The sequence below is a fragment of the Streptomyces sp. NPDC057900 genome (genome assembly GCF_042887885.1).
Taxonomy (GTDB): Bacteria; Actinomycetota; Actinomycetes; order Streptomycetales; family Streptomycetaceae; genus Streptomyces.
The window spans coordinates 67,770-91,543 of the sequence record NZ_JBHVOI010000003.1; the positions used below are offsets into that span (position 1 = coordinate 67,770).

Consider the following 23,774-nt stretch of genomic DNA (forward strand, 5'->3'; position numbering starts at 1 on the left):
GGCGGCGAGGTTATCCACAGGCTGAGGACGGGGCGAACGAATTGTCGTCGGTCCGGCGCAGAATGGTGGGCATGACTGAGACCACTGGTTCGACGACCGATTCCGTTCCGGAGTGGGAGCAGCGTTTCCGGGCTCCCCGGGTGTCCCTGCCCGACTGGGCGGAGGACGCGCCGGACCGCGCGCTGTTCGTCTCCAACGCGACGGGGACGTACGAGCTGTACGCCTGGGACCGGGCCACCGGTGAGCAGCGCCGGGTGACCGACCGCCCCAATGGGACGACGGACGGCACGCTGACGCCGGACGGCGAGGCCATCTGGTGGTTCAACGACACCGACGGTGACGAGTTCGGGGTGTGGATGCGCCGGCCGTTCAACGATGTCGCGAGTGATGGCGGGGGTGACGGCGAGGGGGCGAAGGACGAGCCGGCGGTGCCCGGTCTGGAGGCCTCCTACCCCGCCGGGCTCGCGATCGGCCGGGACGGGACGGCGGTGGTAGGCCGTTCGACGGACGAGGACGGGACGACGGTCCACGTCGTACGGCCCGGGGCGGCGGAGCCCGTCGAGATCTACCGTCACCGCGAGTCGGCCGGGGTCGGTGACCTGTCGCACGACGGGACGCTGATCGCGCTGGAGCACACCGAGCACGGTGACGCGATGCACTCCGCGCTGCGCGTGGTGCGGCCGGACGGCAGCACGGTGGCGGAGCTGGACGACACCGAGGGGGGCACCAAGGAGCTGGGGCTCGCGGTTCTCGGCTTCGCCCCGGTGGCCGGGGACAGCAGGCTGCTGGTCGGGCATCAGCGGCGCGGCCGCTGGGAGCCGATGATCTGGGACCCGGTGGCGGGCACCGAGACGGACCTCGCGATCGACTTGCCCGGCGATGTGGGGGCGGAGTGGTATCCGGACGGTTCCGCGCTGCTGATCGAGCACGGTTTCGAGGCCCGCAGCGAGCTGTGGCGGTACGGTCCTGCGGCGGGCGACGGCACCCTGGTGCGGGTGGAGACGCCCACCGGTTCGGTCTCCGGGGCCACCGCCCGCCCGGACGGCACGGTGGAGTACCTCTGGTCATCGGCCGCGGAGCCGCCCGTCGTCCGGTCCACGAGCGGTGCGGTGGTGCTCGATCCGCCGGGTGCGAAGGCCCCTCGGTCCGTGCCCGTCGAGGACGTCTGGGTGGACGGGCCAGGAGGCCGGGTGCACGCGCTCGTCCAGCGTCCCGCGGCCCCGGCGGAGGGGCCGTTCCCGACGGTCTTCGAGATCCACGGCGGCCCGACCTGGCACGACAGCGACGCCTTCGCGGGCGGGCCCGCCGCCTGGGTCGACCACGGCTACGCGGTCGTCCGGGTCAACTACCGGGGCTCGACCGGCTACGGGCGGGCCTGGACGGACGCGCTCAAGCACCGGATCGGCCTGATCGAGCTGGAGGACATCGCGGCGGTGCGGGAGTGGGCGGTGAAGTCGGGCCTCGCGGACCCGGCGAAGCTGGTCCTGGCCGGTGGCTCCTGGGGCGGCTACCTCACGCTGCTCGGCCTCGGTACGCAGCCCGGTGACTGGGCCGTGGGCCTGGCCGCGGTCCCGGTCGCGGACTACGTCACGGCGTACCACGACGAGATGGAGGCGCTGAAGGCGATGGACCGCACCCTGCTGGGCGGTACGCCGGAAGAGGTGCCCGAGCGGTTCGAGGCCTCGTCACCCCTGACGTACGTCGACGCCGTACGGGCCCCGGTCTACATCTCGGCGGGCGTCAACGACCCGCGCTGCCCGATCCGCCAGGTGGAGAACTACGTGGACCGGCTGAAGAGCCGCGACGCGGTGCACGAGGTCTACCGCTACGACGCGGGGCACGGCTCGCTCGTCGTGGAGGAACGGATCAAGCAGGTGCGCCTTGAGCTCGACTTCGCCGCCCGCCACCTGGGGCCGCCCGACGGCCTCGCCGGACAGGGCTCCGGGGCCGCGTAGGGGCCGTATAAGGGGCGGCGCCACGGGTGCCCCCGCTCCGGGCGGCCGGAGCGGGGACCGTACCGTGGAGGGGTGTACCGGTTCCTGCTGACCCCGCGATGGTGGGGGATCAACCTCTTCGTCGTGCTGGCCATCCCGTTCTGCGTGTTCATGGGTACCTGGCAGCTCGGCCGCTTCGAGGACCGCGTGCAGACGCACGAGGCCGCCGAGAAGCAGCCCGCTCCTGGCACGAGGGCCGCCAAGCCGATCGATGAGCTGCTGCCCGTCGACACGGTGACCTCCGGGCGTCCCGCCACCGCGACCGGCCGGTACGCCGACCAGTTCCTGGTGCCCGGCCGGAAGCTGGACGACCGGACCGGCTTCTACGTCGTGGGCATGCTGCGCACCGACAGCGGCAAGGCGCTTCCCGTGGTGCGCGGCTGGCTCCCCGGGAAGGCCGGGCACACCTCCGTTCCGCCCGCGCCGACCGGCGACGTCACCGTGACCGGCGACCTCCAGGCCTCGGAGAGCACGGGCACGGCCGGGGTCGACGCGACGGGCGGGCTCCCCGACGGTCAGGTCGGCATGATCAGCGCCGCGTCGCTCGTCAACCTCGTGCCGTACGACGTGTACGACGCGTGGGTGACGCTCCAGCGGTCCGACGTCCGCACCGGCGGCGCGGAGACAGCGGGGAAGGGCGGAAAGGGCACAGCCGCCGCCACCGCCCTGCGTCCCGTACCGGCCGCCGCGGCGCAGGGCACCGGGCTCGATCTGAAGGCCTTCCAGAATCTGGGCTACCTGTGCGAGTGGTTCGTCTTCGCGGCGTTCGTGCTGTTCATGTGGTTCCGGCTGGTCCGGCGCGAGGCGGAAGCCGTCCGCGACGTGCGTTTGGGCCTCGTCGCGGACCCGGCCGCCGCGGCTTCGGACCCGAGCACCGCGACCTCGGAAGCGACGCCGGACCCGGAAGCGGCCTCGGACCGCCGAGCCAGTACGCCCACCATCTCCTGAACGGCGGCTCCCGCGGCGGCTCCCGCGATCGCCCCCGCGACTACTCCTGCGGCGAAGGCTCCAGCGCGCCCGTCCGGTAGATCGTGCCCGCGCAGGCGTTGCTGATCTTCGTCTCCGCGACCGGCGCTCCCGGCTCCGCCGTGTGCTTCACGGCGACGCTGCCCTCCGCCTTCCCCGGATCGTCCTCGCTGCCGAGCTGCGTGTCCGTGCCCGTCTCGGTTTCCCCGGTACCGTCGCCGCCCGTGCTCGACCCGGCCGAGCCCACCGCGCTGCCCGCCGTACCGTCCGTCGGGGTCGGTGACGGTGAACCGCCGGTCGTCGGACAGGTGTCCTCCGGAACCCAGGCGAACTGCACCTCGTACGCCATCTCCGGGGCCAGCAGCACCGTCGCCTCCTCCTCCGCGGGGTCGGGCAGCCCCGAGGCGGCGTCCCCCTGGGTGTGCCGGACGACCGCGATCTTGGCCGGGTCCGCCGCGCCCATCGCCTCGAAGCCCACCGTGCCGCCGCTGCTCACCGAGCAGTCCTTACCGGAGACATTGGCGATCCGGAACGTTCCGTACACCGTGCCGTCGGCGCCGGTCGCGCCGGTCTTGGCGGAGGCGACCCCGAGCTGGTCGGGCGAGCAGACCGGCATACCGGCCGCCTCGCTGGCCCTCGGGTCGGCCGAACCGCCGACCGCCGTGCCGCCCTCCACACCCTGGCCGCTGCTGGCGGACGGGCTGGCCGAGGTGTCCGGGACACCGCCGCCGGTGTCCTTGTGCCCCTCGCTCCCGCCGCCGTCGTCCGCGCCGCCGGCGCCGGGACCGGGCTCCTCGCCGCTGCCGCCCTGCGCCTGCTCGCCGTGACCGGCGATCGCGGGGCTGGCGGCGTTCGAGCCCTCGGAGTTCGCGACGTGGAGGAACGCGGGGATCGCGGTGCCGATGAGCAGGGCCGCCGCCGCCGCGCCCACGAGCGCCTGCCGCCGCCGGGCCCGGCGGGCGGGCACCGCGCGGTACAGGTGGTCGAGGGTGCCGTCGCGGGGTTCGAGCCCCTGCACGGCGCCGCGCATCATCCGGCGCAGGGCGTCCTCGTCGGCATCCGCACCCGTGCCGGTGCCGGCTCCGATACCGGCTCCGAAGAGGGCTGCCAGCGGGTCGCGGTCCGTGCCCGGAGTGCTGTCCGGGGCGCTGTCCTGGGTGCTGTCCGGGCTGTTCACCGGGGTGCTGTCCGGCCCGTGATTCACAATTCCGTTTCCAGTCCGGTCATTCCGATGTCCGAATGAGGGCCCGTGCCGGTGTCCGTGCCCGTGGTCGTCGCGCCGGCTCATGCCTGCGCCTCCATCACCACGCGCAGCGCCGCGATGCCGCGGGAACCGTACGCCTTCACCGAGCCCAGGGATATCCCCAGGGTCGTGGCGACCTGAGCCTCGGTCATGTCCGCGAAGTAGCGCAGCACCAGCACCTCCCGCTGGCGCCGTTGCAGCCCCCGCATCGCCTTGATCAGCGCGTCCCGCTCCAGCTGGTCGTACGCCCCCTCCTCCGCGCTCGCCATGTCCGGCATGGGCTTCGAGAGCAGCTTCAGCCCGAGGATGCGGCGGCGAAGTGCGGAGCGGGAGAGGTTGACGACGGTCTGGCGCAGGTACGCGAGCGTCTTCTCGGGCTCCCGTACCCGGTTGCGCGCCGAATGCACGCGGATGAACGCCTCCTGCACGACGTCCTCACAGGACGCCGTGTCGTCCAGGAGCAGGGCCGCGAGACCGAGCAGCGAACGGTAGTGGGCGCGGTAGGTTTCGGTGAGATGGTCAACTGTAGTTCCGGCCGCCACGCTGTCTTCAGCGCCCTCGCGCTGTGACGGCAGCCCCGCCTGGCGCGCGGCGGGCATGGGCGCGATCACCGGCATGCCGCCGGGCGTACGGGGCCGTCTGAGCGGCCGCACCGAAGCGCCGCGCAGGGGGCCCACCACTGTGATATCGAGTACCTCTGCCACGCCAGTTGGACACGTTTCCCCCCGTCAGGGTTGTACGCATACGGCACCGCGTTTGACACCATGCGATATGCCTTCATACGTAACCGCTCTTCCCCAAATACCCCGAATGTGCGCCTCGCCGCGCAAGAAGTGACGGCTTAGACGCGTGCTGCCCGACCGGCGGTTGCAGCGGGCCGAAAGGTCATCGTCGGACACCGCCGCGTCCCAGCTCAAGAGGTTCAGACCAGCAACTTGCTCACAGGTGCTTCACAGACCGTACAAAACAGGTTCGATCAGGACCGTGAAATTCAGGACGCGGAGAATTCAGGACGCGAGGACCTCAGGACGCCGGGAACTCAGGACGCGGGGAACTCAGGACGCGGAGAACTCGGCCGCCACGGCTTCGGCGATCTGCGCCACATTGAGCGCGGCACCCTTGCGGAGGTTGTCGCCGCAGACGAAGAGCTCCAGCGCCATCGGCTCATCCATCGAGCGGCGGACCCGGCCGACCCAGGTCGGATCGGTGCCCACCACGTCGGACGGGGTCGGGAAGTCGCCCGCTCCGGGGTTGTCGTACAGCACCACGCCGGGCGCGGTCGCCAGGATCTCGTGCGCCCGGTCGACCGTGACCTCGTTCTCGAAGCGCGCGTGCACGGACATCGAGTGAGTGGTGAGCACGGGGACGTACACACAGGTCGCCGCCACCCGCAGGGTCGGCAGGTCGAGGATCTTGCGGCACTCGTCGCGGATCGCCAGCTCCTCGGACGACCAGCCGTCCCCGGCGTCCGTCCCGGCCCACGGCACGACGTTGAGGGCGACGGGTGCGGCGAACGGGCCGCCGTGGGTGTCCCCCACGACCCGGCGCACGTCACCCGGCTTCGTACCCAGCTCGCTGCCGGCCACCAGCGAGAGCTGCTCGCGCAGGGCGGCGACGCCGTCGCGCCCGACCCCGCTCACGGCCTGGTACGAGGACACGACGAGTTCCCGGAGTCCGAATTCGGCGTGCAGCGCGCCGACCGCGACGATCAGGGCCAGCGTCGTGGAGTTCGGGCTCGCGACGATGCCGCGCTGCCTGATCCGGGCGGCGTGGGGGTTGATCTCGGGGACGACGAGCGGAACGTCGCCGTCCATCCGGAAGGCCGCGGAGTCGTCGATGACGACCGCGCCCCTGGACGCGGCGAGCGGCGCCCAGCGTTCGGACACCGCGTCGGGTGTCAGGAACAGCGCCACGTCCACGTCGTCGAAGATGTCCTCGGAGAGTTCGAGGACCTCGGTCTCCTCACCGCGCACGACCAGCTTGCCGCCGGCCGAGCGCGGTGAGGCGATGAGCTTCACCGCGCCCCAGACATCCGCGTGTTCGGAAAGGATCTGGAGCATGACGCCGCCGATCGCCCCGGTCGCGCCGACGACCGCGAGCGAAGGGCGGCGTGCGGTCATCGGCCGGTGCCCCCGTACACGACTGCCTCGTCGGAGTCGCTGTCGAGGCCGAAGGCGGTGTGCACGGCCCGCACTGCCTCGTTGACGTCGTCGGCGCGGGTGACCACCGAGATGCGGATCTCGGAGGTCGAGATCAGCTCGATGTTCACACCGACGTTGGACAGCGCCTCGAAGAAGCCCGCGGTGACGCCAGGGTTGGTCTTCATCCCGGCGCCGACCAGGGAGATCTTCGCGATCTGGTCGTCGTAGCGCAGCGACTCGAAGCCGATGCCGCCACGGCTGCGCTCCAGCGCGTCGATGGCCTTGCGGCCCTCCGTCTTCGGAAGCGTGAACGTGATGTCGGTCAGCCCGGTCGACGCGGCGGAGACGTTCTGCACCACCATGTCCATGTTGATCTCGGCGTCCGCGATCGCACGGAAGATCGCTGCCGCCTCGCCCGGCTTGTCGGGTACACCGACGACGGTGACCTTGGCCTCGGAGACGTCATGGGCGACTCCGGAGATGATCGCGTGCTCCACCTGCTGGTCCCCTAGCGGCTCGTTGCTGACCCAGGTTCCGCGCAGTCCCGAGAAGGACGAGCGGACGTGGATCGGGATGTTGTAACGGCGTGCGTATTCCACGCACCGGTGCAGCAGCACCTTGGAGCCGGACGCGGCCAGCTCCAGCATGTCCTCGAAGGAGATCCAGTCGATCTTCTGGGCCTTCTTGACGACCCGCGGGTCGGCGGTGAAGACACCGTCCACATCGGTATAGATCTCACAGACCTCGGCGTCCAGCGCGGCGGCGAGGGCCACTGCGGTGGTGTCGGAGCCGCCGCGACCCAGGGTGGTGATGTTCTTGCCCTCCTGGCTCACCCCCTGGAACCCGGCGACGATGGCGATGTTGCCCTCGTCGATCGAGGTCCGGATGCGGCCCGGCGTGACGTCGATGATCCGCGCTTTGTTGTGGACCGAGTCGGTGATGACACCGGCCTGGCTGCCGGTGAACGACTGGGCCTCGTGGCCCAGGTTCTTGATCGCCATGGCAAGCAGCGCCATGGAGATCCGCTCTCCGGCGGTCAGCAGCATGTCGAACTCGCGCCCGGCGGGCATCGGTGACACCTGCTCCGCGAGATCGATCAGCTCGTCCGTCGTGTCGCCCATCGCGGACACCACGACAACCACCTGGTTGCCGTTCTTCTTGGCATCGACGACTCGTTTGGCGACGCGCTTGATGCCCTCGGCATCGGCTACGGAGGAACCCCCGTACTTCTGCACGACAAGGCCCACGTGCGCTCCTCGCTCAATCCATTGCTGTCGGCTCAGTTTAACGAGCAGTCCGGAAACGCCTCGCTGATATCAGATGCTGAGATGTCCCGCTCAGCACGTGATCACCGACGCGTCATTCCGAACTGCTCGTACGAGGCTGTTGCCCGCCGATCCGCCGGGCACTCCCGGATGTGTCCCAGCCCACACAGTCGGGCCGGGACACATCCGACGCCGGAATCAGCAGCCGAGGCAGGGATCCGAGCCGAACCCGAGCTGGTTGACGGAGCTCTCGCTCAGCGCTCCGGAGAAGGCCTGCACCTCGTCGACCGAACCGTGCAGGTACTCGCCCCAACCGTCACCCGTACGGCTGCGCCCCAGCTGGAGGCCGCCGGTGCCTGTCCAGGACGAATGAAACTCCACTGCGGTGCTTGCCTGGCCGTCCAGGTACAACGTGATCCGGTCGGAGGCGGCGTCGTGGACGACAGCGACGCGATATCCCCGCCCCGAGTCGCCGTCCGGCAGCGCCCGGATGCCCACCACAGTCTCGTCGGCGTCCTGCGCGTCCGCGTGGTCCATCACGAGCTCGAACGTCAGCGTCGAGGGCACGTACCGCACCTTGAAGGCGTCCCCGTGCGCTCCGCCCTGTGACAGCACGGTCATGGGGTGCGCCGGTTCCCGGTCCGCCAGGTGGACCACCGCGCCGATGGTGAAGCTGTCTCCGGTATCGACGACCGGTCCCTCCGTGGCGGCGTACCCGCCGGCCCCGTCGAGTACCAGGTGCCCGGAGTCGACGAGGGGATCGGCAACCGGGACGCAGTCCGGATCGGCGGCCGGGTCGCACGCGTCGGCCGGGCGGTTGTAGATCGAGGCGCCTGCCGCGAGCCTCAGCGGCTGGCCGCCGTTCGCCTCCGGGCTGAGTCCGTCCGGTGCGGACTCCAGGGACCAGTGGCCGCGCTGCTGCGGGATGCGACGGGCCAGCTCGACGGCCTCCTCGGAAACGACGACCCGGTCGTAGGTACGGACGTCTCCGACTTCGCCGTGCCAGCGGTCCCGGTAGCCTGCCGCGCCACGCGCCCGGCCGATCTGGAAGGCACCGGCCACTGTCGCGGGGGTGGCCGCGACGGCTGTGCCCGTCTCCTGACCGTTCACGTACAGGTGCGCCATCCCGGTCTCGGCGTCGAACAGCCCGATCACCTGGGCCCATTCGCCGGCCTCCGGACGGCCGCCGCTGACGCGCGCGCCCCCGATGCCGAACGACCAGACCGGATCACCGCCGCCGGTACGGACTCCGAGGGTGAACGCCCTCCCCGTGCCGGAATCCTGACTGGCGATCGTCATGTCGTGGCCCACCGTCGCGGGCCGCGCCCAACCGCTGACCGCGAAGGTCTTCCCGGTATCGACGACCTGCGCGGCAGGCGTCAGAAACCCGTGCCCCGTCCCGTCGAGCGTCGCCGTGGACGTCAGCGGGGTGCCCGGCGGGACCGGGCCGCCGAAGGTGACACCCGCTCCGGCTCGGGCCGCGGGCCCCGCGGTCGCTGCGGCGGACCTGGAACCCGCCGGGTCGGAGAGCTCCCACTGTGCGACCGGGGTACGGCCCGCCTGTACGTAGAAGTTGTAGTACGTGGTCGAACTGCGCCGCCCGGAGCGGTCGTTCGCGTACACCTCAAGGATGCCCGGCGCCCTCGACGTCGGCATGAAGCGGACCTCCCCCGTGCCGTCAGGCCCGTCCGCCTTCACGGTTCCGCGCGGGCCTCCGAGGAAGCTGTACGTGTAGTCGACGACATCGTCGGACGGCGAGTCGAAACGGAATGTGCCGTAGACACCGACCCCGTCCGACCAGAACACGTCCTCCGGGTACTCGGCCGAAGTAACCGTCGGCTTCTCCGGGCTCGTGTCGTCGATCACGAATTCACAGCCCGCACCACTGGCATCGGCGGCGCTCCACGGTGAGACCGCGGCGCCGTCGTCCGCCCGCACCCGCCAGGAGATGACCGTCCAAGCCGGCAGATCGGAGGGCAGCTGCCAGAACGAGGTCGTTCCCGACGGCGTGGAAGCGGGCGTGTGGCGGCTCCGCCGCTGCTCGACGCCGTCCGCGTCCGTCCACCAGACCTCGAACTCACCGGAGACGTAGTTACCGTCGACCGGCCCGTCGTCCTCGACCGGGTCGTTCAGCACCGCCTGCGCCCGGGGGGCGCTTGCCACGTACGGCCGGTCCTCACCCGCCGCGCACGGCTCGGATCCGGTCTTCAGATCCGAGGCGAGCGGCTGGAGTGGCGGCAGATTGTCCACGGGCGCGGCCACGGCCGCGGCCGGCGCCGCCAGCACAGCGGCCACGACGACCGAAAGCCCCCCGAGCCATCTGGCTCCCCTGCGTCTTACCCCTCTTGCCATGCTTACGAGTCCCCTCCCCTGCAAGGCCCGTGATGATCACGGGCGAGGGGAGGCTAGCAGCGTGCACCGACAGAAGGAGCTCCTTGAGGTTGTGCGTGCGCCAGCCCGGACCGAGTCCTCCGGCGCCGCACCGGGCCCCCGCCCACTCCGCTACTTGACCGGACGCAGCCCCAGCGGGCCCGCGATCTCCTCGGCCATCACCCGGCCCGCCTCCTCGGCCAGGTCGTCGTCGCCGGCGTCCTGGTCGGTGTCCAGGCCGTCGAGGGCCTGGAGGGGCTGGTTGAGGCGGATGTGGGCGATCAGGGACTGGAGGGCGCGCAGGGCGGCGGAGGCGGTGGAGCCCCAGTTGGAGAAGTAGGAGAACTGCCACCACCACAGGGCCTCCGTGGTGCGGTCCTCCTCGTAGTGGGCCAGGCCGTGGCGCAGGTCCGTGACCAGGTCGGCCAGGTCGTCGGAGATGCGGGCCGGGACCGGGGCCTTGCGGGGCTCGTACGGGTCGAAGACCTCGGAGTAGACGTCGATCGGCTCCAGCAGGACCGCGAAGCGCTCGCGCAGGCCGTCCGCGTCCGGCTCCGCGCCGAGGTCGGGCTCGTAGCGCTCGTCCGGGAGGATGTCCTCGTACGCGCCCAGCCTGCCGCCCGCGAGGAGGAGCTGGGAGACCTGGAGCAGCAGCACCGGAACGGCTTCTTCCGGCTCCTCGACCTTGGACACCTCGGTGACCGCGACGATGAACGTCTTGATCTGGTCGGCGATCTGGACCGCGAAGTCGTCGGGGTCCTGGGTGACAGTGTTCAGCGTGGCGTCAGACATCGAGGAGACCTCCCGTGGGCACGGTCGCAGACGGTGGGTAGAACATAATCGCGCTGAACATAAAGCCGCCGTGAGTGGCCGGGCCGGTGTCAGACATCGAGCAGGCGCCTTCCCTCGAAGGCGCGGCCGAGCGTGACCTCGTCCGCGTACTCCAGGTCGCCGCCCACCGGAAGACCGCTGGCCAGCCGGGTGACCCGCAGGCCCATCGGCTTGATCATCCGCGCCAGGTACGTCGCGGTGGCCTCGCCCTCCAGGTTGGGGTCGGTCGCCAGGATCAGCTCCGTGATGGAGCCGTCGGCCAGCCGGGCCAGCAGCTCACGGATGCGCAGATCGTCCGGGCCGACGCCCTCGATGGGGCTGATCGCCCCGCCGAGTACGTGGTATCGGCCCCGGAACTCGCGGGTCCGCTCGATCGCGACGACGTCCTTCGGCTCCTCCACGACACAGATGACCGTCAGATCGCGGCGCGGGTCGCGGCAGATCCCGCACTGCTCCTGCTGCGCGACGTTGCCGCAGATCGCGCAGAAGCGGACCTTGTCCTTGACCTCAAGGAGGGCGTGGGCCAGGCGGCGCACATCCGTGGGCTCCGCCTGGAGGATGTGGAAGGCGATCCGCTGCGCGCTCTTGGGACCGACGCCGGGCAACCTGCCCAACTCGTCGATGAGTTCCTGAACCACGCCTTCGTACAACGGAGAGCCTTTCCTGCCGCCTGGTCGGCCGCGTCGTGGTACGTACCGTAGGGGGTGCGTACCGTCTTGGGTATGTCCTGGGTGCGTCCTGGGTCAGAAGGGGAGGCCGGGCATGCCGCCCAGGCCCTGGGCCAGCGGGCCGAGCTTCTGCTGCTGGAGCGCCTGGGCGTTCTCGTTCGCCGCCTGGACCGCCGCGACGACGAGGTCCGCGAGCGTCTCCGTGTCCTCCGGGTCCACCGCCTTCGGGTCGATCACCAGGCCGCGCAGCTCACCGGAGCCGGTGACGGTCGCCTTGACGAGACCGCCGCCCGCCTGGCCGTCGACCTCGGTCCTGGCCAGTTCCTCCTGGGCCTCCGCGAGGTCCTGCTGCATCTTCTGGGCCTGCTGCAGCAACTGCTGCATATTGGGCTGACCACCACCGGGAATCACGGTCACTCCAGGCATTTCGACGACAAATGTTTCGGTACGCCGAGCCTACGTTGTCCCCGGGCGGCGCGCTCCACCCACTGACGAGCAACTCTTTCGAGTGAGATCGAGTCAGTGAAGGCAGGACTCCTATACCTGATCACAGGCCCCGCACACCCAGGAATACCGCGATTCCGACCCCGCGGCCCACCATTCGGCGGTAGGAAGGGCATGCGTCCCGGTACGCGCACGCGCACCAGCCGTCACGCAAGGTTACGCACGGGGCACTGCCGGTCGCAGCGAGCGTCAGTGAGCAGAGGGCAGAGATCCGCCCATCGTCGAGGACGCGGTCGACATCACGCGTCGCAATGCAGCATGCAGAGGAGTACCCCGGTGAGTCAGCCGGAGATGCAGCCCGAAGGGCCGCCCCGCAACGATTCCGGTGCGCCCGGTCCGGCCGGTTCCGCCACTCCTTCCGGTACGGGCTCCGGGGCACCGGGCCGGGATCTGACCGGTACGCCCTTCCCGCTCGGCGACTGGGGCGAACCCGCCCAGCGGCTCGACGAGCTGTACCGCTGGATCGAGGCCGACGCGCTGCGCACCGCCGACTGGTATCTGGGCGACCGGGTGTGGAAGCGGCGCGCGGCCAGGGTGCTGCGGATGGGGACCGCGGTCGGCGCGGTGGCGGGCGCCGCGCTGCCGCTGCTCGATCTGACGGGGGCGCTGCACGGTGCGGCGGGCTGGGGCTATCTGTCGCTGCTGCTGGGCGCCGCGTGCATGGCGTGCGACCGGTACTTCGGCCTGACCTCCGGCTGGATAAGGAATCTCGCCACGGCACAGGCCGTGCAGCGCAGGCTCCAGGTGCTCCAGTTCGACTGGGCCTCCGAGTGCGTACGGGAGGTGCTCGGCCCGACAGAGGGGACGGCGAGCGAGGCCGCCGAGCGGTGCCTCGGTGTGCTGCGGCGGTTCTCGGAGGACGTCACGGAGCTCGTCCGCTCTGAGACGGCGGACTGGATGGTGGAGTTCCGGGCCGGTCCCGCGCCGATGGGGATGCAGGCGCTGGTGTCCGGCGGTACGGGTGGCGGGCGGGCGGAGCCGGGTGCGCAGCCGAGGTTCCCGTTGCAGTCGATGGGCCGGCCGAACATGCCCCGGCAGCGCCCGCCGGAGTCCCCGCGCTGACCGGTGGCCGGTGAATTCCGGCCGGTCACCGGTGCGGGGTTCCGGCGGGCGCCTCGGGCGTCAGGGCGTCCGTCAACTGAAGATGATCATCGAGCCCTGGGCGAGACTGCGGGTGACCGCCGCGTGCAGGCCGAGCCAGACGTGGCGTTCCCGGGCGAACGGGTTGTCGTCGTAAGGGATCGGGACCGCCGGTTCCTCCAGCTCGGTGGGGGCGGCGGGCGGCAGCGGGGCGGCCGGTGGATTGGCCGGATCGATACCGATGGACGGGGCGACGAACTCCAGCTCCCTGAGCAGCCCGTGCGCGGAGCCGAGCGGGCCGCCGCCCGCCAGCAGATCGTCGCTGGAGATCGGGTACGCGAAGTCCAGGGGGACGTACGCGCCCGCGTGGTCGTAATGCCACACCAGGTGCGACTGCAGGGCCGTCGGCTCGAACATCTCCAGCAACTGCTCGTAGTCGCCGCCCAGTTCGTCCACGGGCGTGACCGCGAGGCCGCTGATCTGGAGCAGATAGGCGCGGCGCAGGAAGTGCAGGGCGTCGTAGTCGAAGCCCGCGACCGGGGCCACGTCTCCGGTCAGGCCCGGCATATAGGCGTAGACGGGTACGGGCGGCAGTCCCGCCGCGCCCAGCGCCTGGTCGAAGACGGCTATCTCTTCGGCGAAGGGGTTGTCGGGGCTGTGGCACAGCACATCGACGAGGGGGACCAGCCACAGGTCACAGGCCACGAAGTCTCGCTCTCCAACGGGTGCGTGCGATGGTCGGCACAGCGTAATTCCGGACAGCGTAATGCGGTCGCCACGTCGCGGACAGTGGTCCCCCATGAGCGACTTCGGGGACCGGCGCCGCTCAGCCCTCCGGCGCCGCCGGATCCGGGTCCGCTGCCGCGCCGGGCGGCCGCGGTGCCCGGCCGGGTCGGTCCGGGTCGCCGGCCGCCAGCCGGTCCGCCCAGTTCAGCGCGTGGCCGTTGTAGTGGTCGACCACCGCGCGCAGCGCCTCACGGTCCCGGAGGGTGACCGCGGCGACGAGGTCGGAGTGCCCCTGCCAGAGCCAGTCCCGTACGTCCGCGTCGCCGCGCAGGTAGGGGACGGCGAACATCCAGGCCTGGACGCGCAGCCGGTGCAGGAAGTCACCGATGTACGCGTTGCCGGCGAGCGCGCCCAGCTCCCGCCAGAACCGCAGGTCGTAGCCGATCAGGATGTCCAGGTCGCCGCCGCGGGCCGCGCGGGCGGCCTCGTCGGCCCGGCGGCGCACCGAGACGAGCGCCTCCCGGTACCGCGTCTGCCGTGCGGCGGACGGGGGCGGCTCGCGGAACACGTCCCGGATCACCGCGTCCATGACCAGCGTGCGGGCCTCCACCATCGACCGGTAGTCCGCGACGGAGAACTGGTGCACCCTGAATCCGCGGTGCTGGTCGGATTCGAGCAGGCCCTGCGCGGAGAGGTCGAACAGCGCTTCGCGGACAGGCGTCGCGGAGACGCCGTACTGCTCCGCGATCTGCTTGACGGTGAATTCCCGGCCCGGCTGGAGACGCCCCGCGAGCACCTCGTCACGCAGCGCGTCCGCGATCTGCTGCCGCAGCGTACTGCGGGTGACAGCTCCGCTCGCGCGCATGAGCGCCCCTCCCCTGTTTCGGTTTCGGCCACCTTAGACCGAGCCCGCCGACCGGACCGGTGGGAGGGGAAGGGCGCTGCCGGTGCGCGGTGGTCCTAGACGGTGTAGCCGTCGGCCACCTCCAGCGCGGCGTCCAGTGCCGCCAGGCCCTCCTTGGCCTCGGCCTCGGTGACGTTGCAGGCCGGCACGGCGTGGGTGCGGTTCATGTTGATGAAGGGCCACAGGCCGTGCTTCTTGGCCGCCGCCCCGAAGGCCGCCATCGGAGCGTTGGCGGCGCCGGTCGCGTTGTACGGGACGAGCGGCTCGCGGGTCTCCTTGTCGCGGACCAGCTCCAGCGCCCAGAACGCGCCGATCCCGCGGACCTCGCCGACGGACGGGTGGTTGGCGGCGAGCTCGCGCAGACCGGGGCCGAGGACCGTCTCGCCGATGTGGGCGGCGTGCTCGATGACCTTCTCGTCCTCCATCACCTGGATGGTGGCGACGGCCGCCGCGCAGGCCAGCGGGTGACCGGAGTAGGTGAGGCCGCCGGGGTAGGGGCGGGTCTCGAAGGTGGCGGCGATCTCGGCGGAGATGGCGACGCCGCCGAGCGGTACGTAACCGGAGTTGACGCCCTTCGCGAAGGTCATCAGGTCGGGGGTGACGTCGAAGTGGTCGGCGGCGAACCACTTGCCGGTACGCCCGAAGCCCGCCATCACCTCGTCGAGGACGAAGACGATCCCGTACCGGTCGCAGATCTCGCGGACACCGGCGAGGTAGCCCGGCGGCGGGGTCATGATGCCGGCCGTGCCCGGGATCGTCTCCAGGATGATCGCGGCGATGGTCGAGGGACCCTCGTAGGCGAGGGTGTCCTCCAGGTGCTGGAGCGCGCGGGCGCACTCCTCGGCCTCGGTCTGCGCGTAGAACGGCGAGCGGTAGAGGAACGGGGCCCAGAACCGTACGACGCCCGCGGAGCCGTTGTCCGACGCCCAGCGGCGCGGGTCACCGGTCAGGTTGATCGCGGTGGAGGTGGCGCCGTGGTACGAGCGGTAGGCGGAGAGCACCTTCGTGCGGCCGGTGTGCAGCCGGGCCATCCGGACGGCGTTCTCGACGGCCTCCGCGCCGCCGTTGGTGAAGAAGATCTTGTCCAGGTCGCCCGGCGTGCGCTCCGCGATCAGGCGGGCGGCCTCGGAGCGCGACTCGATCGCGAAGGCGGGCGCGAAGGTCGTCATCCGCCCCGCCTGCTCCTGGATCGCGGCGACGACGGTGGGGTGCTGGTAGCCGATGTTGGTGTAGACGAGACCGCTGGTGAAGTCCAGGTAGCGGTTTCCGTCGTAGTCCCAGAAGTACGCCCCCTCGGCGCCGGCGACGGCGAGCGGGTCGATCAGGCCCTGGGCGGACCAGGAGTGGAACACGTGCGCGCGGTCGGCGGCCTTCACGGCCGCGCCGGTGGCGGGGTCGGCGGCATGACGGGGATGAGGGGTCATACGGCGAGCGTAGGCACCGCCGGGCACGGCCCGGTATGGCCACCTTGTATATGGAGGGGGGCGGGTGGTTCGGCAGGGTGTCGGGTCGCCGCGCGGTGGCAGGTGTCCGGGGCGGTGCCGGGCGGAGCGCCGCCGCTCCCCTCCTGGACCGGCCGCCCGTCACGGGGCGGCGGACGCGGTGCACAGCCCGTCCCGATCCGGGCGAAAGGCCCTGACTCCGGGCACGGACCGGCCACCGCCCCCCGCCGGGGCGCGACCGCGCCGCTATTCTCGACCCGTTCGGCGTGTGGCCGTACGGGGGAGGACTGCACACCATGGAAAAGCTCGGCTCCGTAGATCCGCAACGCATCGGCGCCTACCGACTGCTGGGCAGACTCGGCGCGGGCGGCATGGGGCAGGTCTATCTGGCCCGCTCGGACCGTGGGCGCACCGTCGCGATCAAGCTCGTCCGCGAGGAGCTCGCCGAGCAGCAGGAGTTCCGCGACCGGTTCCGCCGGGAGGTGATGGCCGCCCGCCGCCTCGGCTCCAGCTGGACCGCCCCCGTGCTGGACGCCGACACCGACGCCAACGTGCCCTGGGTCGCCACCGGTTACGTCGCGGGCCCCTCCCTCCAGGCCACCGTCTCGGGCCGCACGATCATCTCGGCGGGCCCCGCCCCCGGCGCGTACGGGCCGCTGCCCGAACGCTCGGTCCACATCCTGGGCAACGGTCTCGCGCACGCCCTGCGGGCCATCCACACCGCCGGGCTCATCCACCGCGACCTCAAGCCGTCCAACATCCTGCTGACGATCGACGGCCCCCGGGTCATCGACTTCGGCATCGCACGGGCCCTCGACACCGTCACCGACGGCGGCCTCACCCGCACCGGGGCGCTGGTCGGCTCCCCCGGCTTCATGTCGCCCGAGCAGGTGCGGGGCGAGCCGGTGACCACGGCGTGCGACGTGTTCTGTCTGGGCTCGGTGCTGGCGTACGCGTCGACCGGACGCCTCCCGTTCGGCGACTCGGCCAGCGGGGTGCACGCGATGCTGTTCCGGATCGCGCAGGAGGACCCGGACCTGACCGGGGTGCCGGTGGACCTGGTGGAGCTGATCCGGGACTGCCTGCGCAAGGACCCGGCGGCCAGACCGACGCCCGACGAGATACTGGACCGGCTGGCCGAGGACGACACCCCGGAGCCCTGGCTCCCGGGCGCGCTCATCGCCCAACTCGGCCGGCACGCGGTGGAACTGCTCGACTCGGAAGACCCCGAGGACGCGACGGACGCTGCGGACGCGGCGGACGCGACGGATTCCGGGGAGCGTGAGGACCGGGAGGAGCCGGGGAGAGCGGCTGAGGCTGAGACCCGTGCGGACGCCGCCCCCGGCGCGCACCCGGAGAGCCCCCAGGACGCGGCCCCGCAGGAGACGCCGCCCCCGGCCCCGATACCGCCCACCGTGGTCGGCCCGTCGCAGCCCGCCCAGCCGTACCCGGCCGCGTATCCGACGGCGACCCCGACCCCGGCTCCGGCTCCGACCCCGGCTCCGGGGTACGGAGCGACTCCCCCGCCGGGATTCGGAGCGACTCCCGCCCCGGGATACGGCTATCCGCCGCAACCGGCCCCCGCCCAGCACCAGGCGTACGGCTACCCGCCCCACCAGACGCCGGGCCAGAACCAGAACCAGGCGTACGGATACCCCCCGCAGACCCCGCAACCGCTGCATCCCCAGCCGCCCGCCGCCGAGCCGGCCCGGCGGCGGACCGGCTCGACCATCGCGCTCGTGGCGATCGCGGTGCTCGTCGCGATCGGGGCCGGCGGTTCCGTCTACGCGCTGATGAGCGACAGCGGCGACCCCGCGGCCGCCCCGGCCCACTCCAGCACGCCCTCTCCCGCGAAGGGCTCCTCCGGGGCCAACTCCGGTTCCCCCGAAGGCGGCCAGGACCCTTCCCCCACCGACGACGGGGGGAACGGCGACGAGGACGGCATCCCCGACGGATACCTGGGCACCTGGTCCACCGGCATCGACAACGCCGTCGGCCACTCCACCCGCCAACTCGTCATCAGGCAGGGCGGGGTCGGTGACACCGTCCTCAGCCTCACCGCCGAGGGCCCGACGGACACCGGCGGCACCTACCGCTGCGTCTTCGAGGCGGATCTGACGGACGTCGTCACCGGGGACGCCCCGCTCCGGATCGGCCCCTCCGAGGTGACGCTCGGCCAGCCCATGTCGTCCTGCACACCGGGCGGCCCGACCACGCTCACCCTGCTCCCGGACGGCACCCTGAGCCGCGAGAACACGGACACCGGCGAGACGCTCACGTACACGAAGTCCGACTGAGTCAGACCAGGCCGCGCAGCATCAGGCCGACGCCCACCGCCAGGACGGCCACCGCGGTCAGCACGCTCCCGTACGGGGTGTAGCGCCGCAGCGCGGGCAGCCGCCGCTCGGCCAGCGCGGCCACCCTGTTCCCGCCTCCGGAGAGCAGCAGCCCGGCGGAGGTGAGAGTGAGGGCCATGCCCACGCCGTAGCCGATGACCAGCAGGATGCCGAAGAACGTACGGCTGAGCGCGATGGCTCCCAGCAGGACGACGAGCGCGGACGGGCTGGGCACCAGTCCGCCGGCCAGCCCGACCCCGAGCAGCGCGGGCAGCCCCTTGCGCCTGTGTGAATGCCCGTGGTCATGTGAGTGCGTGTGCGTGTGCCCGTCCGCACCGTGACCATGTGAATGCCCGTGCGCGTGCGTCCGCGCACCCCCCGCTCTCAGTGCCCGTACCGCCGACAGCACAAGTCCCGCGCCCAGCACGGCGATCACCGCCCCGCTCACCGCGCCCAGCCGGCCCAGCAGCCGTTCCCCGAGGAAGCCGCCGCCCGCGGTCAGCGCGAGCCCCATGGCGAGCACCCCCGCGGTGTGCGTCGCCGTCACCGTCGCGCCGACCGCGAACGCGGCCCGCACCCCGCCCTCCCGGCGCGCCAGGCAGGCCGCGACCGCCAGTTTCGCGTGGCCCGGCAGCGCCGCGTGACCGGCCCCGAGCACCATCGTGAGCAGCACCGCGAGGAGCCCCACCGGCACGGTCAGGTCCCGGTACGAGGTGAGCGCGGTGAGCCGGTCCTCCAGCGCCGGGAAGAGGACCGCACCCCGGTCCACGGCCGGTGCCGCGCCGGGGTGGCCGGGTCCGGCGGCGCCGGCCGCGCCCGGTTCCGTACGGAGGTCCGCGGCCACCACGTCCGACGGCCGGCCGCCGGACGGGTAGCGGCGCAGGACCTCGCTGGTGCTCCGTGCCGGAACGGAGGAGCGGACCAGGCGGACGCCCTCGCCGCAGACCGCCGTCACCTCCTTCCAGCCGGTCCGTCCGGCGTCGGCCGCCGAGGTGAACACCACGTCGGCGGGGTCGGAGAGGTCGGCGTCCGCGCGGAGCTCGCACGTCAGCCGCGCGATGGGCAGGCCCGCCGCGCCGTTGCCGTACGTCAGCGTGCTGCTCCCGACCCGCCAGCTCACCCGCGCGCCGCCCACCGAGGCGCGGGTCCGTCCGGCGAGCGCCGAGCACCGGTCCGCCGCGCGGGCGGCGGCCTCCTCCGCGGAGACGGCGCCGTCGCCGTCCCGGTCGGTCGCGTCCTTGTCCTGGGCGGTGGGGATCTCCGCGCTGTCGACCACGGCGGTGTCCGTGATGCCGTCCCTGGCGAGCCGCAGCCCGTCGTAGTGGTTGAGGCTGAAGTTGCCCAGGGGGTGCGCGGGCCGGACGGACGGGGCGGCGGCCGCGAGGGGCGCGGCGGACAGGCAGAGGAGCAGTGCCACGGGCAGCACGCGGACGGTTCGCATCATCGACTCGGTCTCCGTCGGCTTCAGGTCGTCTTCGTGCCGGTCTCGCTCCGCTCCCGCGCCGGCTTCAACAGCCGTCGCGCCAGCGGTGCGTGGTACGGGGAGAAGTTCGGGTTCAGGGCGAGCGCCTCGCGCAGGTGCCGGTCGCCCCCGGGCAGCCCGAGGGCGTGTTCGATCGCGCCCCGGTGGTACCGGAAGAGCGCGTTGCCCCAGCCCGTCCTGGCGGCCTCGCGGGCGTATCCGACGGCTTCCGCGTCGTGCCCCGCGCGGTGCAGCGCCCAGCCCAGGGCGTCCGCGACGATGACGCTCCGGGCGCGCTTCCACTCGCCCCGCATCAGCTCCACCGCGACGTCCGGGTCGCCGTGGTCGGCGACGTACAGCGCGAGATGCGGATCGACCGCGCCGCCCGACGCCCGCAACAGCCGCACCTGCGCGTCCAGCGCGGCCTTCTCCGACCGCACCGACCCGCCGCCACCACTACCGCTACCGCTACCGCTGGCGCCCAACTCCACCGCTTCCGCGAGGAACTGCGGCAGCGGTGCGCGTCCGGTCAGCTCCCGGTACATGCCCAGGGCCTTCGACCGTTCACCGCGCACGGCGAGCACCCTGGCCAGTCCGGACTCCCCGTACACGTAGCCGGGTACGGCGTCGACCGCGAGCCGGAAGTGCCGCTCCGCCCGGTCCACCGCGCCCTGCGACCAGGCGAGCTCACCCAACCTGGCCTGGGCGAAGGCCCGTTCGTCGGCGGTGGACGAGCTGTCCACGGCCCGTTGAAGGGCGATGGCGGCGTCCTTCGGTCTGCCGTTGGTCTCCAGGTCGTAGGCCGCTCTGCTGTACGCCGCCCCGGCCGGGGCGATGTCCAGCAGGCGCTGCACGGCGGCCCTGGCAGCCGGGTAGTCACCGAGCTGGATCTGCGCGTCGGCCAGTACGGCGTAGCCGTCCGGCCGGTCGGGTGCCATCCGGGTGGCGCGGAGCCCGTAGTCACGGCCCTCGGCGAAGGCGTGGCGGGCGTTGGCCACCACCCCCTGACCCGTCACCGCCGCGTAGTTGTCCGTCTTCCGAAGGGCCAGGGAGTGGCGCAGTGCCTCGTCGGCCGCGTCGAGGCGGCTCGCGTCCAGGGTGACCCGCGCCTCCTCCGCCTCCGCGCGTGCCAGGTCCGACCAGGCCGTCGGGTCGTCCGGCGCGCGCCGCGCGCGCGTGCGGGCGGTGGCGACCGCGAGCCCTGCGGTCGCGGCGGGCGCCGCACCGGCCCGCGGGGCGGTGGCCGCCGGGTGCGGGTCCTCGGCGGGTCCGAGGTACAGGAGTCCCGCCACGCACCCGGCCGCGGCCACCACCCCGCCGGCTGCCAGGAGCGAGCGCCTCACGGGCCCGCGTGCGGCAGGTTGAGATACGGGAAGGTGCGCTGCGCGTCCGCGACCTCCACACCGGCGACCGGCTCGGGGAGCAGTCCGGGGGGCGAGGGCTGCGCGGGCTCGCCCTCCAGCAGCCGCAGCAGCGGGCCGTCGATGTTGTCGTTGAGCCGGCGGCCGTTGGGGAATCCCTGCCGGTCGCCGTCGAGCACGCCCATGGGCCGCGGGGAGGCGGTGACCGGCGTCGTCAGGTTGAGCCGGAGCTCCTCGGCCATCACGATGCGGCCGGGGTCCGCGTCCGCGTTCATGGTGTGGGTGTTCAGGTCGAAGCCGAACGCGGAGCCGTTGTCCTTGCCGATGCCCTTGAGGAAGAGGGCCTGGATGTCGGTACGCGGCGTGTCCGGTGCCTCGAACCCCTGAGCCGTCCGGATGCGGTGGGGCGGTACGGGGTCGAGCGTGTCGGCCAGGAACTCGTTCTCCAGGTGGTCGTCCTTCGGGGCCCGCGCCTGGAACCGGTCCTCGGGCCCGCCCGGCTTGAAGAAGCCGACGGTCGAGCCGTACACCGCGAACGCGAGGTGCGGCGTCCCGGCCCGAGAGACCTGCCGGAACACCGGCGCCTGCTTCGCCAGACTCCGCCCGAGGTCGGCACCCTGCCGCGAGACGCTCGCCCACACGCCGATCACCGGGTTGCGCGTTGGGTCGCCCTTGAGGGCCACCTCCCGCTTGGGCACCTGGATGATCAGGCTGTTCACGTTGAGCGCCGACAGCGGCTGGGCGTCCGGCAGCCAGCCGGGCACGGGTCCACGGGTGCCGAAGGTGTACAGCCCGAACACCTGGCTGTCGGCCTTGAACGAGTCCGCCACCTGGCTCGCCAGCGTCCGGCCGCCGCCCGGCAGGCTGCGGATCGCCTGTCCGCGGAGCTTGCCGTAGTCCGGCATGAGGAACCGGCCGGTGTCGGTGGGCGCGGCGATCGCGTCGTTCAGCAGGGTCGTGACGGCGCCGTCCCCGGTGACCCGCTCCAGGGTGTACTTCTGGCGCACGCCGAGCGACCGGTCGTCCAGCGAAGTCACCGGCGCCGGACCGACCTTGGGGCCGAGCCCGAGCGGCCTGCGGTCGTCGTCGCGGAACGTCCAGCGGTATGTGGTGTCCGGCACCCCGTCCCCGTCGGCGTCGGTGTGGATCTCGTACCGCGCACCCGTCGCGAACGGGTAGTCCACCAGGGCGTTCGCCGCGGTGCCCGGCAGCTCGAAGGGCCGGACGTTCGCTACCAGGGTGACCATGTCCGCGTTGTCGGGGCTGCTGAACGCGTAGACGTCGGTGAGGTCGGCCGCGGTGTCCGTCAGGGAGGACGGCGCGTCGATGTGCCCGCCCGCCTCACTGCTTCCGGTCAGGGGTCCCCAGAGGGACGCGGCGGTCAGCGCGGCGCCGGTCGCGGCCAGTGCGGCGGCGCGGACGCGGGGGACTCGTCGTGGAAGACGCGGTGGCCTGAGGCCAGTTGCGGGCATGCTGCGCTCCAGTGCTCGGCGTTCGGGGTACGCCCAGAGTGGTGCGTTGTTGATCATGACGGAGGTTCACCGCGCCGGTCAGACCCGATCGCGTGGTCGTTTCCGTCGAATAGGTGAGGCGCAGTTTGATCATGCGCACATGTATGCGTTGATGGACATACCCGACAGCCAAGCGAGTCGACGAGCCGGGTCAACCGTTGCGTCGTCAACTGGATTTTGCTTGAAACCTGTTGGAACTTCCCGGACTGCCGCGTCCGGCACCCCCCACACCGCTTCACCAGAGCTGGAAGGTTCATGAGTATGCGCGCAATCCGCCGCCTCGCCGTCCTCGCCGCAGTCGCCGCCCTGACCGTGCCGTTGGGCATGGCATCGGCCGGGGCGACCGCCGCCCAGGTCCCGTCCGCCCGCACGGCGGCCGCCGATCCGCTCCCGGGCGTGTACCTCTCCCCGTGGGGTGACGCCGATGTGGCGCTCAGCGACGAACTGCTCGGCTGGATGCGGGACCACGGCATCACGCTGGACGCCATCAGCCCCTTCGTGATGGCTCCGGACGGCCGCAGCTTCTCCATGCCGATCGGCTCGACGGCGGGCGACGGCCTCGACTCCCAGGGGCGCATCTTCTACCCCGGCGGCCTCAACTTCCACCACGCGCCCTCCGGCAAGACCATCACACTGAAGCCGACCTACATCCGCGTGATGCCGACGCCCGGCTACTCCGCGGGCGTCGCGGTGAACGGCGTGCCGCTCACCGACGAGCTGATGATCGCGGACACGACCCCGGCCGAGACGCTGGCCGGTGCCCGGCCCAGCCTCACGGGGTGGCGGCTGGAGAAGGTGCCGTTCCGCATCACCGCCGAGGCGTCGCGGATGTTCGCCCAGGTGACCGGTGACGAGGGGCCGCGCGTCGGCAGTCTGCTCGGCACGCTCACGCCGAACTTCGACTACATCCCGGGCCGCACCTCGTCCACCGGCTTCCCCGGCTTCTGACCCGGTCAGGTCCGGTCAGGTC

The 23,774-nt window shown here is 72.1% G+C and carries 19 protein-coding genes; 5 read left to right on the plus strand and 14 right to left on the minus strand.

Annotated features, from left to right (window positions below; all coding sequences use genetic code 11):
• The first annotated feature begins 71 nt into the window (after positions 1 to 71).
• Positions 72 to 1,955, plus strand: a complete 1,884-nt coding sequence (locus tag ACFVQ0_RS14600) for a prolyl oligopeptidase family serine peptidase (RefSeq protein ID WP_390087929.1) — start codon at positions 72 to 74, stop codon at positions 1,953 to 1,955.
• Positions 1,956 to 2,027: 72 nt separating this feature from the next.
• Positions 2,028 to 2,942: an SURF1 family protein gene (locus tag ACFVQ0_RS14605; RefSeq protein ID WP_390087931.1), complete on the plus strand. Its 915-nt coding sequence runs from the start codon at positions 2,028 to 2,030 to the stop codon at positions 2,940 to 2,942.
• A gap of 40 nt (positions 2,943 to 2,982) precedes the next feature.
• On the opposite strand, the gene ACFVQ0_RS14610 is transcribed toward ACFVQ0_RS14605, so the two are convergent.
• The 8 genes from ACFVQ0_RS14610 to ACFVQ0_RS14645 all read right to left on the minus strand — a co-directional run bounded on the left by ACFVQ0_RS14610 (position 2,983) and on the right by ACFVQ0_RS14645 (position 11,889).
• Positions 2,983 to 4,137, minus strand: coding sequence for a hypothetical protein (locus ACFVQ0_RS14610; protein WP_390087933.1), 1,155 nt, complete (start codon positions 4,135 to 4,137; stop codon positions 2,983 to 2,985).
• A gap of 107 nt (positions 4,138 to 4,244) precedes the next feature.
• Positions 4,245 to 4,820 (minus strand): SigE family RNA polymerase sigma factor, encoded by a 576-nt coding sequence (locus ACFVQ0_RS14615; RefSeq protein ID WP_390088833.1) that lies wholly within the window; start codon positions 4,818 to 4,820, stop codon positions 4,245 to 4,247.
• A 438-nt stretch (positions 4,821 to 5,258) separates the two neighbouring features.
• Positions 5,259 to 6,323: an aspartate-semialdehyde dehydrogenase gene (locus ACFVQ0_RS14620; protein ID WP_390087934.1), complete on the minus strand. Its 1,065-nt coding sequence runs from the start codon at positions 6,321 to 6,323 to the stop codon at positions 5,259 to 5,261.
• Complete coding sequence (locus ACFVQ0_RS14625; RefSeq protein ID WP_390087936.1) at positions 6,320 to 7,591, minus strand: aspartate kinase; 1,272 nt, start codon at positions 7,589 to 7,591, stop codon at positions 6,320 to 6,322. Before ACFVQ0_RS14625 ends, ACFVQ0_RS14620 begins: the two co-directional genes overlap by 4 nt.
• 216 nt (positions 7,592 to 7,807) lie before the next feature.
• Positions 7,808 to 9,904 (minus strand): LamG-like jellyroll fold domain-containing protein, encoded by a 2,097-nt coding sequence (locus ACFVQ0_RS14630; protein WP_390087938.1) that lies wholly within the window; start codon positions 9,902 to 9,904, stop codon positions 7,808 to 7,810.
• Positions 9,905 to 10,111: 207 nt separating this feature from the next.
• Complete coding sequence (locus ACFVQ0_RS14635) at positions 10,112 to 10,771, minus strand: DUF5063 domain-containing protein (protein WP_390087940.1); 660 nt, start codon at positions 10,769 to 10,771, stop codon at positions 10,112 to 10,114.
• Between the two features lie 89 nt (positions 10,772 to 10,860).
• Positions 10,861 to 11,460, minus strand: a complete 600-nt coding sequence (recR, locus tag ACFVQ0_RS14640; protein WP_390087942.1) for a recombination mediator RecR — start codon at positions 11,458 to 11,460, stop codon at positions 10,861 to 10,863.
• A 93-nt stretch (positions 11,461 to 11,553) separates the two neighbouring features.
• A complete protein-coding gene (locus ACFVQ0_RS14645) occupies positions 11,554 to 11,889 on the minus strand; it encodes a YbaB/EbfC family nucleoid-associated protein (protein WP_073733753.1) in 336 nt (111 codons plus the stop codon).
• Between the two features lie 369 nt (positions 11,890 to 12,258).
• Here ACFVQ0_RS14645 and ACFVQ0_RS14650 point away from each other — a divergent pair, with 369 nt between their 5' ends.
• Positions 12,259 to 13,044 (plus strand): SLATT domain-containing protein, encoded by a 786-nt coding sequence (locus tag ACFVQ0_RS14650; RefSeq protein WP_390087944.1) that lies wholly within the window; start codon positions 12,259 to 12,261, stop codon positions 13,042 to 13,044.
• Between the two features lie 72 nt (positions 13,045 to 13,116).
• Here the strand turns inward: ACFVQ0_RS14650 and ACFVQ0_RS14655 are convergent, their stop codons facing one another.
• The 3 genes from ACFVQ0_RS14655 to ACFVQ0_RS14665 all read right to left on the minus strand — a co-directional run bounded on the left by ACFVQ0_RS14655 (position 13,117) and on the right by ACFVQ0_RS14665 (position 16,116).
• On the minus strand, positions 13,117 to 13,767 hold the full coding sequence (locus ACFVQ0_RS14655) for a hypothetical protein (RefSeq protein ID WP_390087946.1): 651 nt from the start codon (positions 13,765 to 13,767) through the stop codon (positions 13,117 to 13,119).
• 121 nt (positions 13,768 to 13,888) lie between these two features.
• Positions 13,889 to 14,653: a GntR family transcriptional regulator gene (locus ACFVQ0_RS14660; RefSeq protein ID WP_390087948.1), complete on the minus strand. Its 765-nt coding sequence runs from the start codon at positions 14,651 to 14,653 to the stop codon at positions 13,889 to 13,891.
• 95 nt (positions 14,654 to 14,748) lie between these two features.
• Positions 14,749 to 16,116 carry an aspartate aminotransferase family protein gene (locus ACFVQ0_RS14665; protein ID WP_390087950.1) on the minus strand — a complete coding sequence of 456 codons (1,368 nt, stop codon included), beginning with the start codon at positions 16,114 to 16,116 and terminating at the stop codon, positions 14,749 to 14,751.
• Between the two features lie 314 nt (positions 16,117 to 16,430).
• Here ACFVQ0_RS14665 and ACFVQ0_RS14670 point away from each other — a divergent pair, with 314 nt between their 5' ends.
• Positions 16,431 to 18,431: a protein kinase gene (locus ACFVQ0_RS14670; protein WP_390087952.1), complete on the plus strand. Its 2,001-nt coding sequence runs from the start codon at positions 16,431 to 16,433 to the stop codon at positions 18,429 to 18,431.
• Position 18,432: 1 nt separating this feature from the next.
• Here ACFVQ0_RS14670 and ACFVQ0_RS14675 read toward each other — a convergent pair whose 3' ends face one another.
• From ACFVQ0_RS14675 to ACFVQ0_RS14685, 3 genes are read right to left on the minus strand one after another with little or no spacing between them, the layout of a single operon-like run.
• Entirely contained in the window at positions 18,433 to 19,914 is a 1,482-nt protein-coding gene (locus ACFVQ0_RS14675; RefSeq protein WP_390087953.1) for a nickel transporter, read from the minus strand.
• A 20-nt stretch (positions 19,915 to 19,934) separates the two neighbouring features.
• Positions 19,935 to 21,275 (minus strand): tetratricopeptide repeat protein, encoded by a 1,341-nt coding sequence (locus ACFVQ0_RS14680; protein WP_390087955.1) that lies wholly within the window; start codon positions 21,273 to 21,275, stop codon positions 19,935 to 19,937.
• Positions 21,272 to 22,765: a DUF4331 domain-containing protein gene (locus ACFVQ0_RS14685; RefSeq protein WP_390087957.1), complete on the minus strand. Its 1,494-nt coding sequence runs from the start codon at positions 22,763 to 22,765 to the stop codon at positions 21,272 to 21,274. The genes ACFVQ0_RS14680 and ACFVQ0_RS14685 overlap by 4 nt, the downstream gene beginning before the upstream one ends.
• Before the next feature lie 294 nt (positions 22,766 to 23,059).
• On the opposite strand from ACFVQ0_RS14685, the gene ACFVQ0_RS14690 reads away from it, so the two are divergent.
• A complete protein-coding gene (locus tag ACFVQ0_RS14690; protein ID WP_390087959.1) occupies positions 23,060 to 23,752 on the plus strand; it encodes a hypothetical protein in 693 nt (230 codons plus the stop codon).
• Positions 23,753 to 23,774 lie beyond the last annotated feature (22 nt).

Excerpts from the sequence above, each read along its gene's own strand:
- ACFVQ0_RS14660 (WP_390087948.1), bottom strand. The coding sequence starts at position 14,653 with ATGCGCGCGAGCGGAGCTGTCACCCGCAGTACGCTGCGGCAGCAGATC.
- ACFVQ0_RS14665 (WP_390087950.1), bottom strand. The coding sequence starts at position 16,116 with ATGACCCCTCATCCCCGTCATGCCGCCGACCCCGCCACCGGCGCGGCC.
- ACFVQ0_RS14620 (WP_390087934.1), bottom strand. The coding sequence starts at position 6,323 with ATGACCGCACGCCGCCCTTCGCTCGCGGTCGTCGGCGCGACCGGGGCG.
- ACFVQ0_RS14675 (WP_390087953.1), bottom strand. The coding sequence starts at position 19,914 with ATGATGCGAACCGTCCGCGTGCTGCCCGTGGCACTGCTCCTCTGCCTG.
- ACFVQ0_RS14685 (WP_390087957.1), bottom strand. The coding sequence starts at position 22,765 with ATGCCCGCAACTGGCCTCAGGCCACCGCGTCTTCCACGACGAGTCCCC.
- ACFVQ0_RS14600 (WP_390087929.1), top strand. The coding sequence starts at position 72 with ATGACTGAGACCACTGGTTCGACGACCGATTCCGTTCCGGAGTGGGAG.
- ACFVQ0_RS14635 (WP_390087940.1), bottom strand. The coding sequence starts at position 10,771 with ATGTCTGACGCCACGCTGAACACTGTCACCCAGGACCCCGACGACTTC.
- ACFVQ0_RS14690 (WP_390087959.1), top strand. The coding sequence starts at position 23,060 with ATGAGTATGCGCGCAATCCGCCGCCTCGCCGTCCTCGCCGCAGTCGCC.
- ACFVQ0_RS14615 (WP_390088833.1), bottom strand. The coding sequence starts at position 4,820 with ATGCCGGTGATCGCGCCCATGCCCGCCGCGCGCCAGGCGGGGCTGCCG.
- ACFVQ0_RS14670 (WP_390087952.1), top strand. The coding sequence starts at position 16,431 with ATGGAAAAGCTCGGCTCCGTAGATCCGCAACGCATCGGCGCCTACCGA.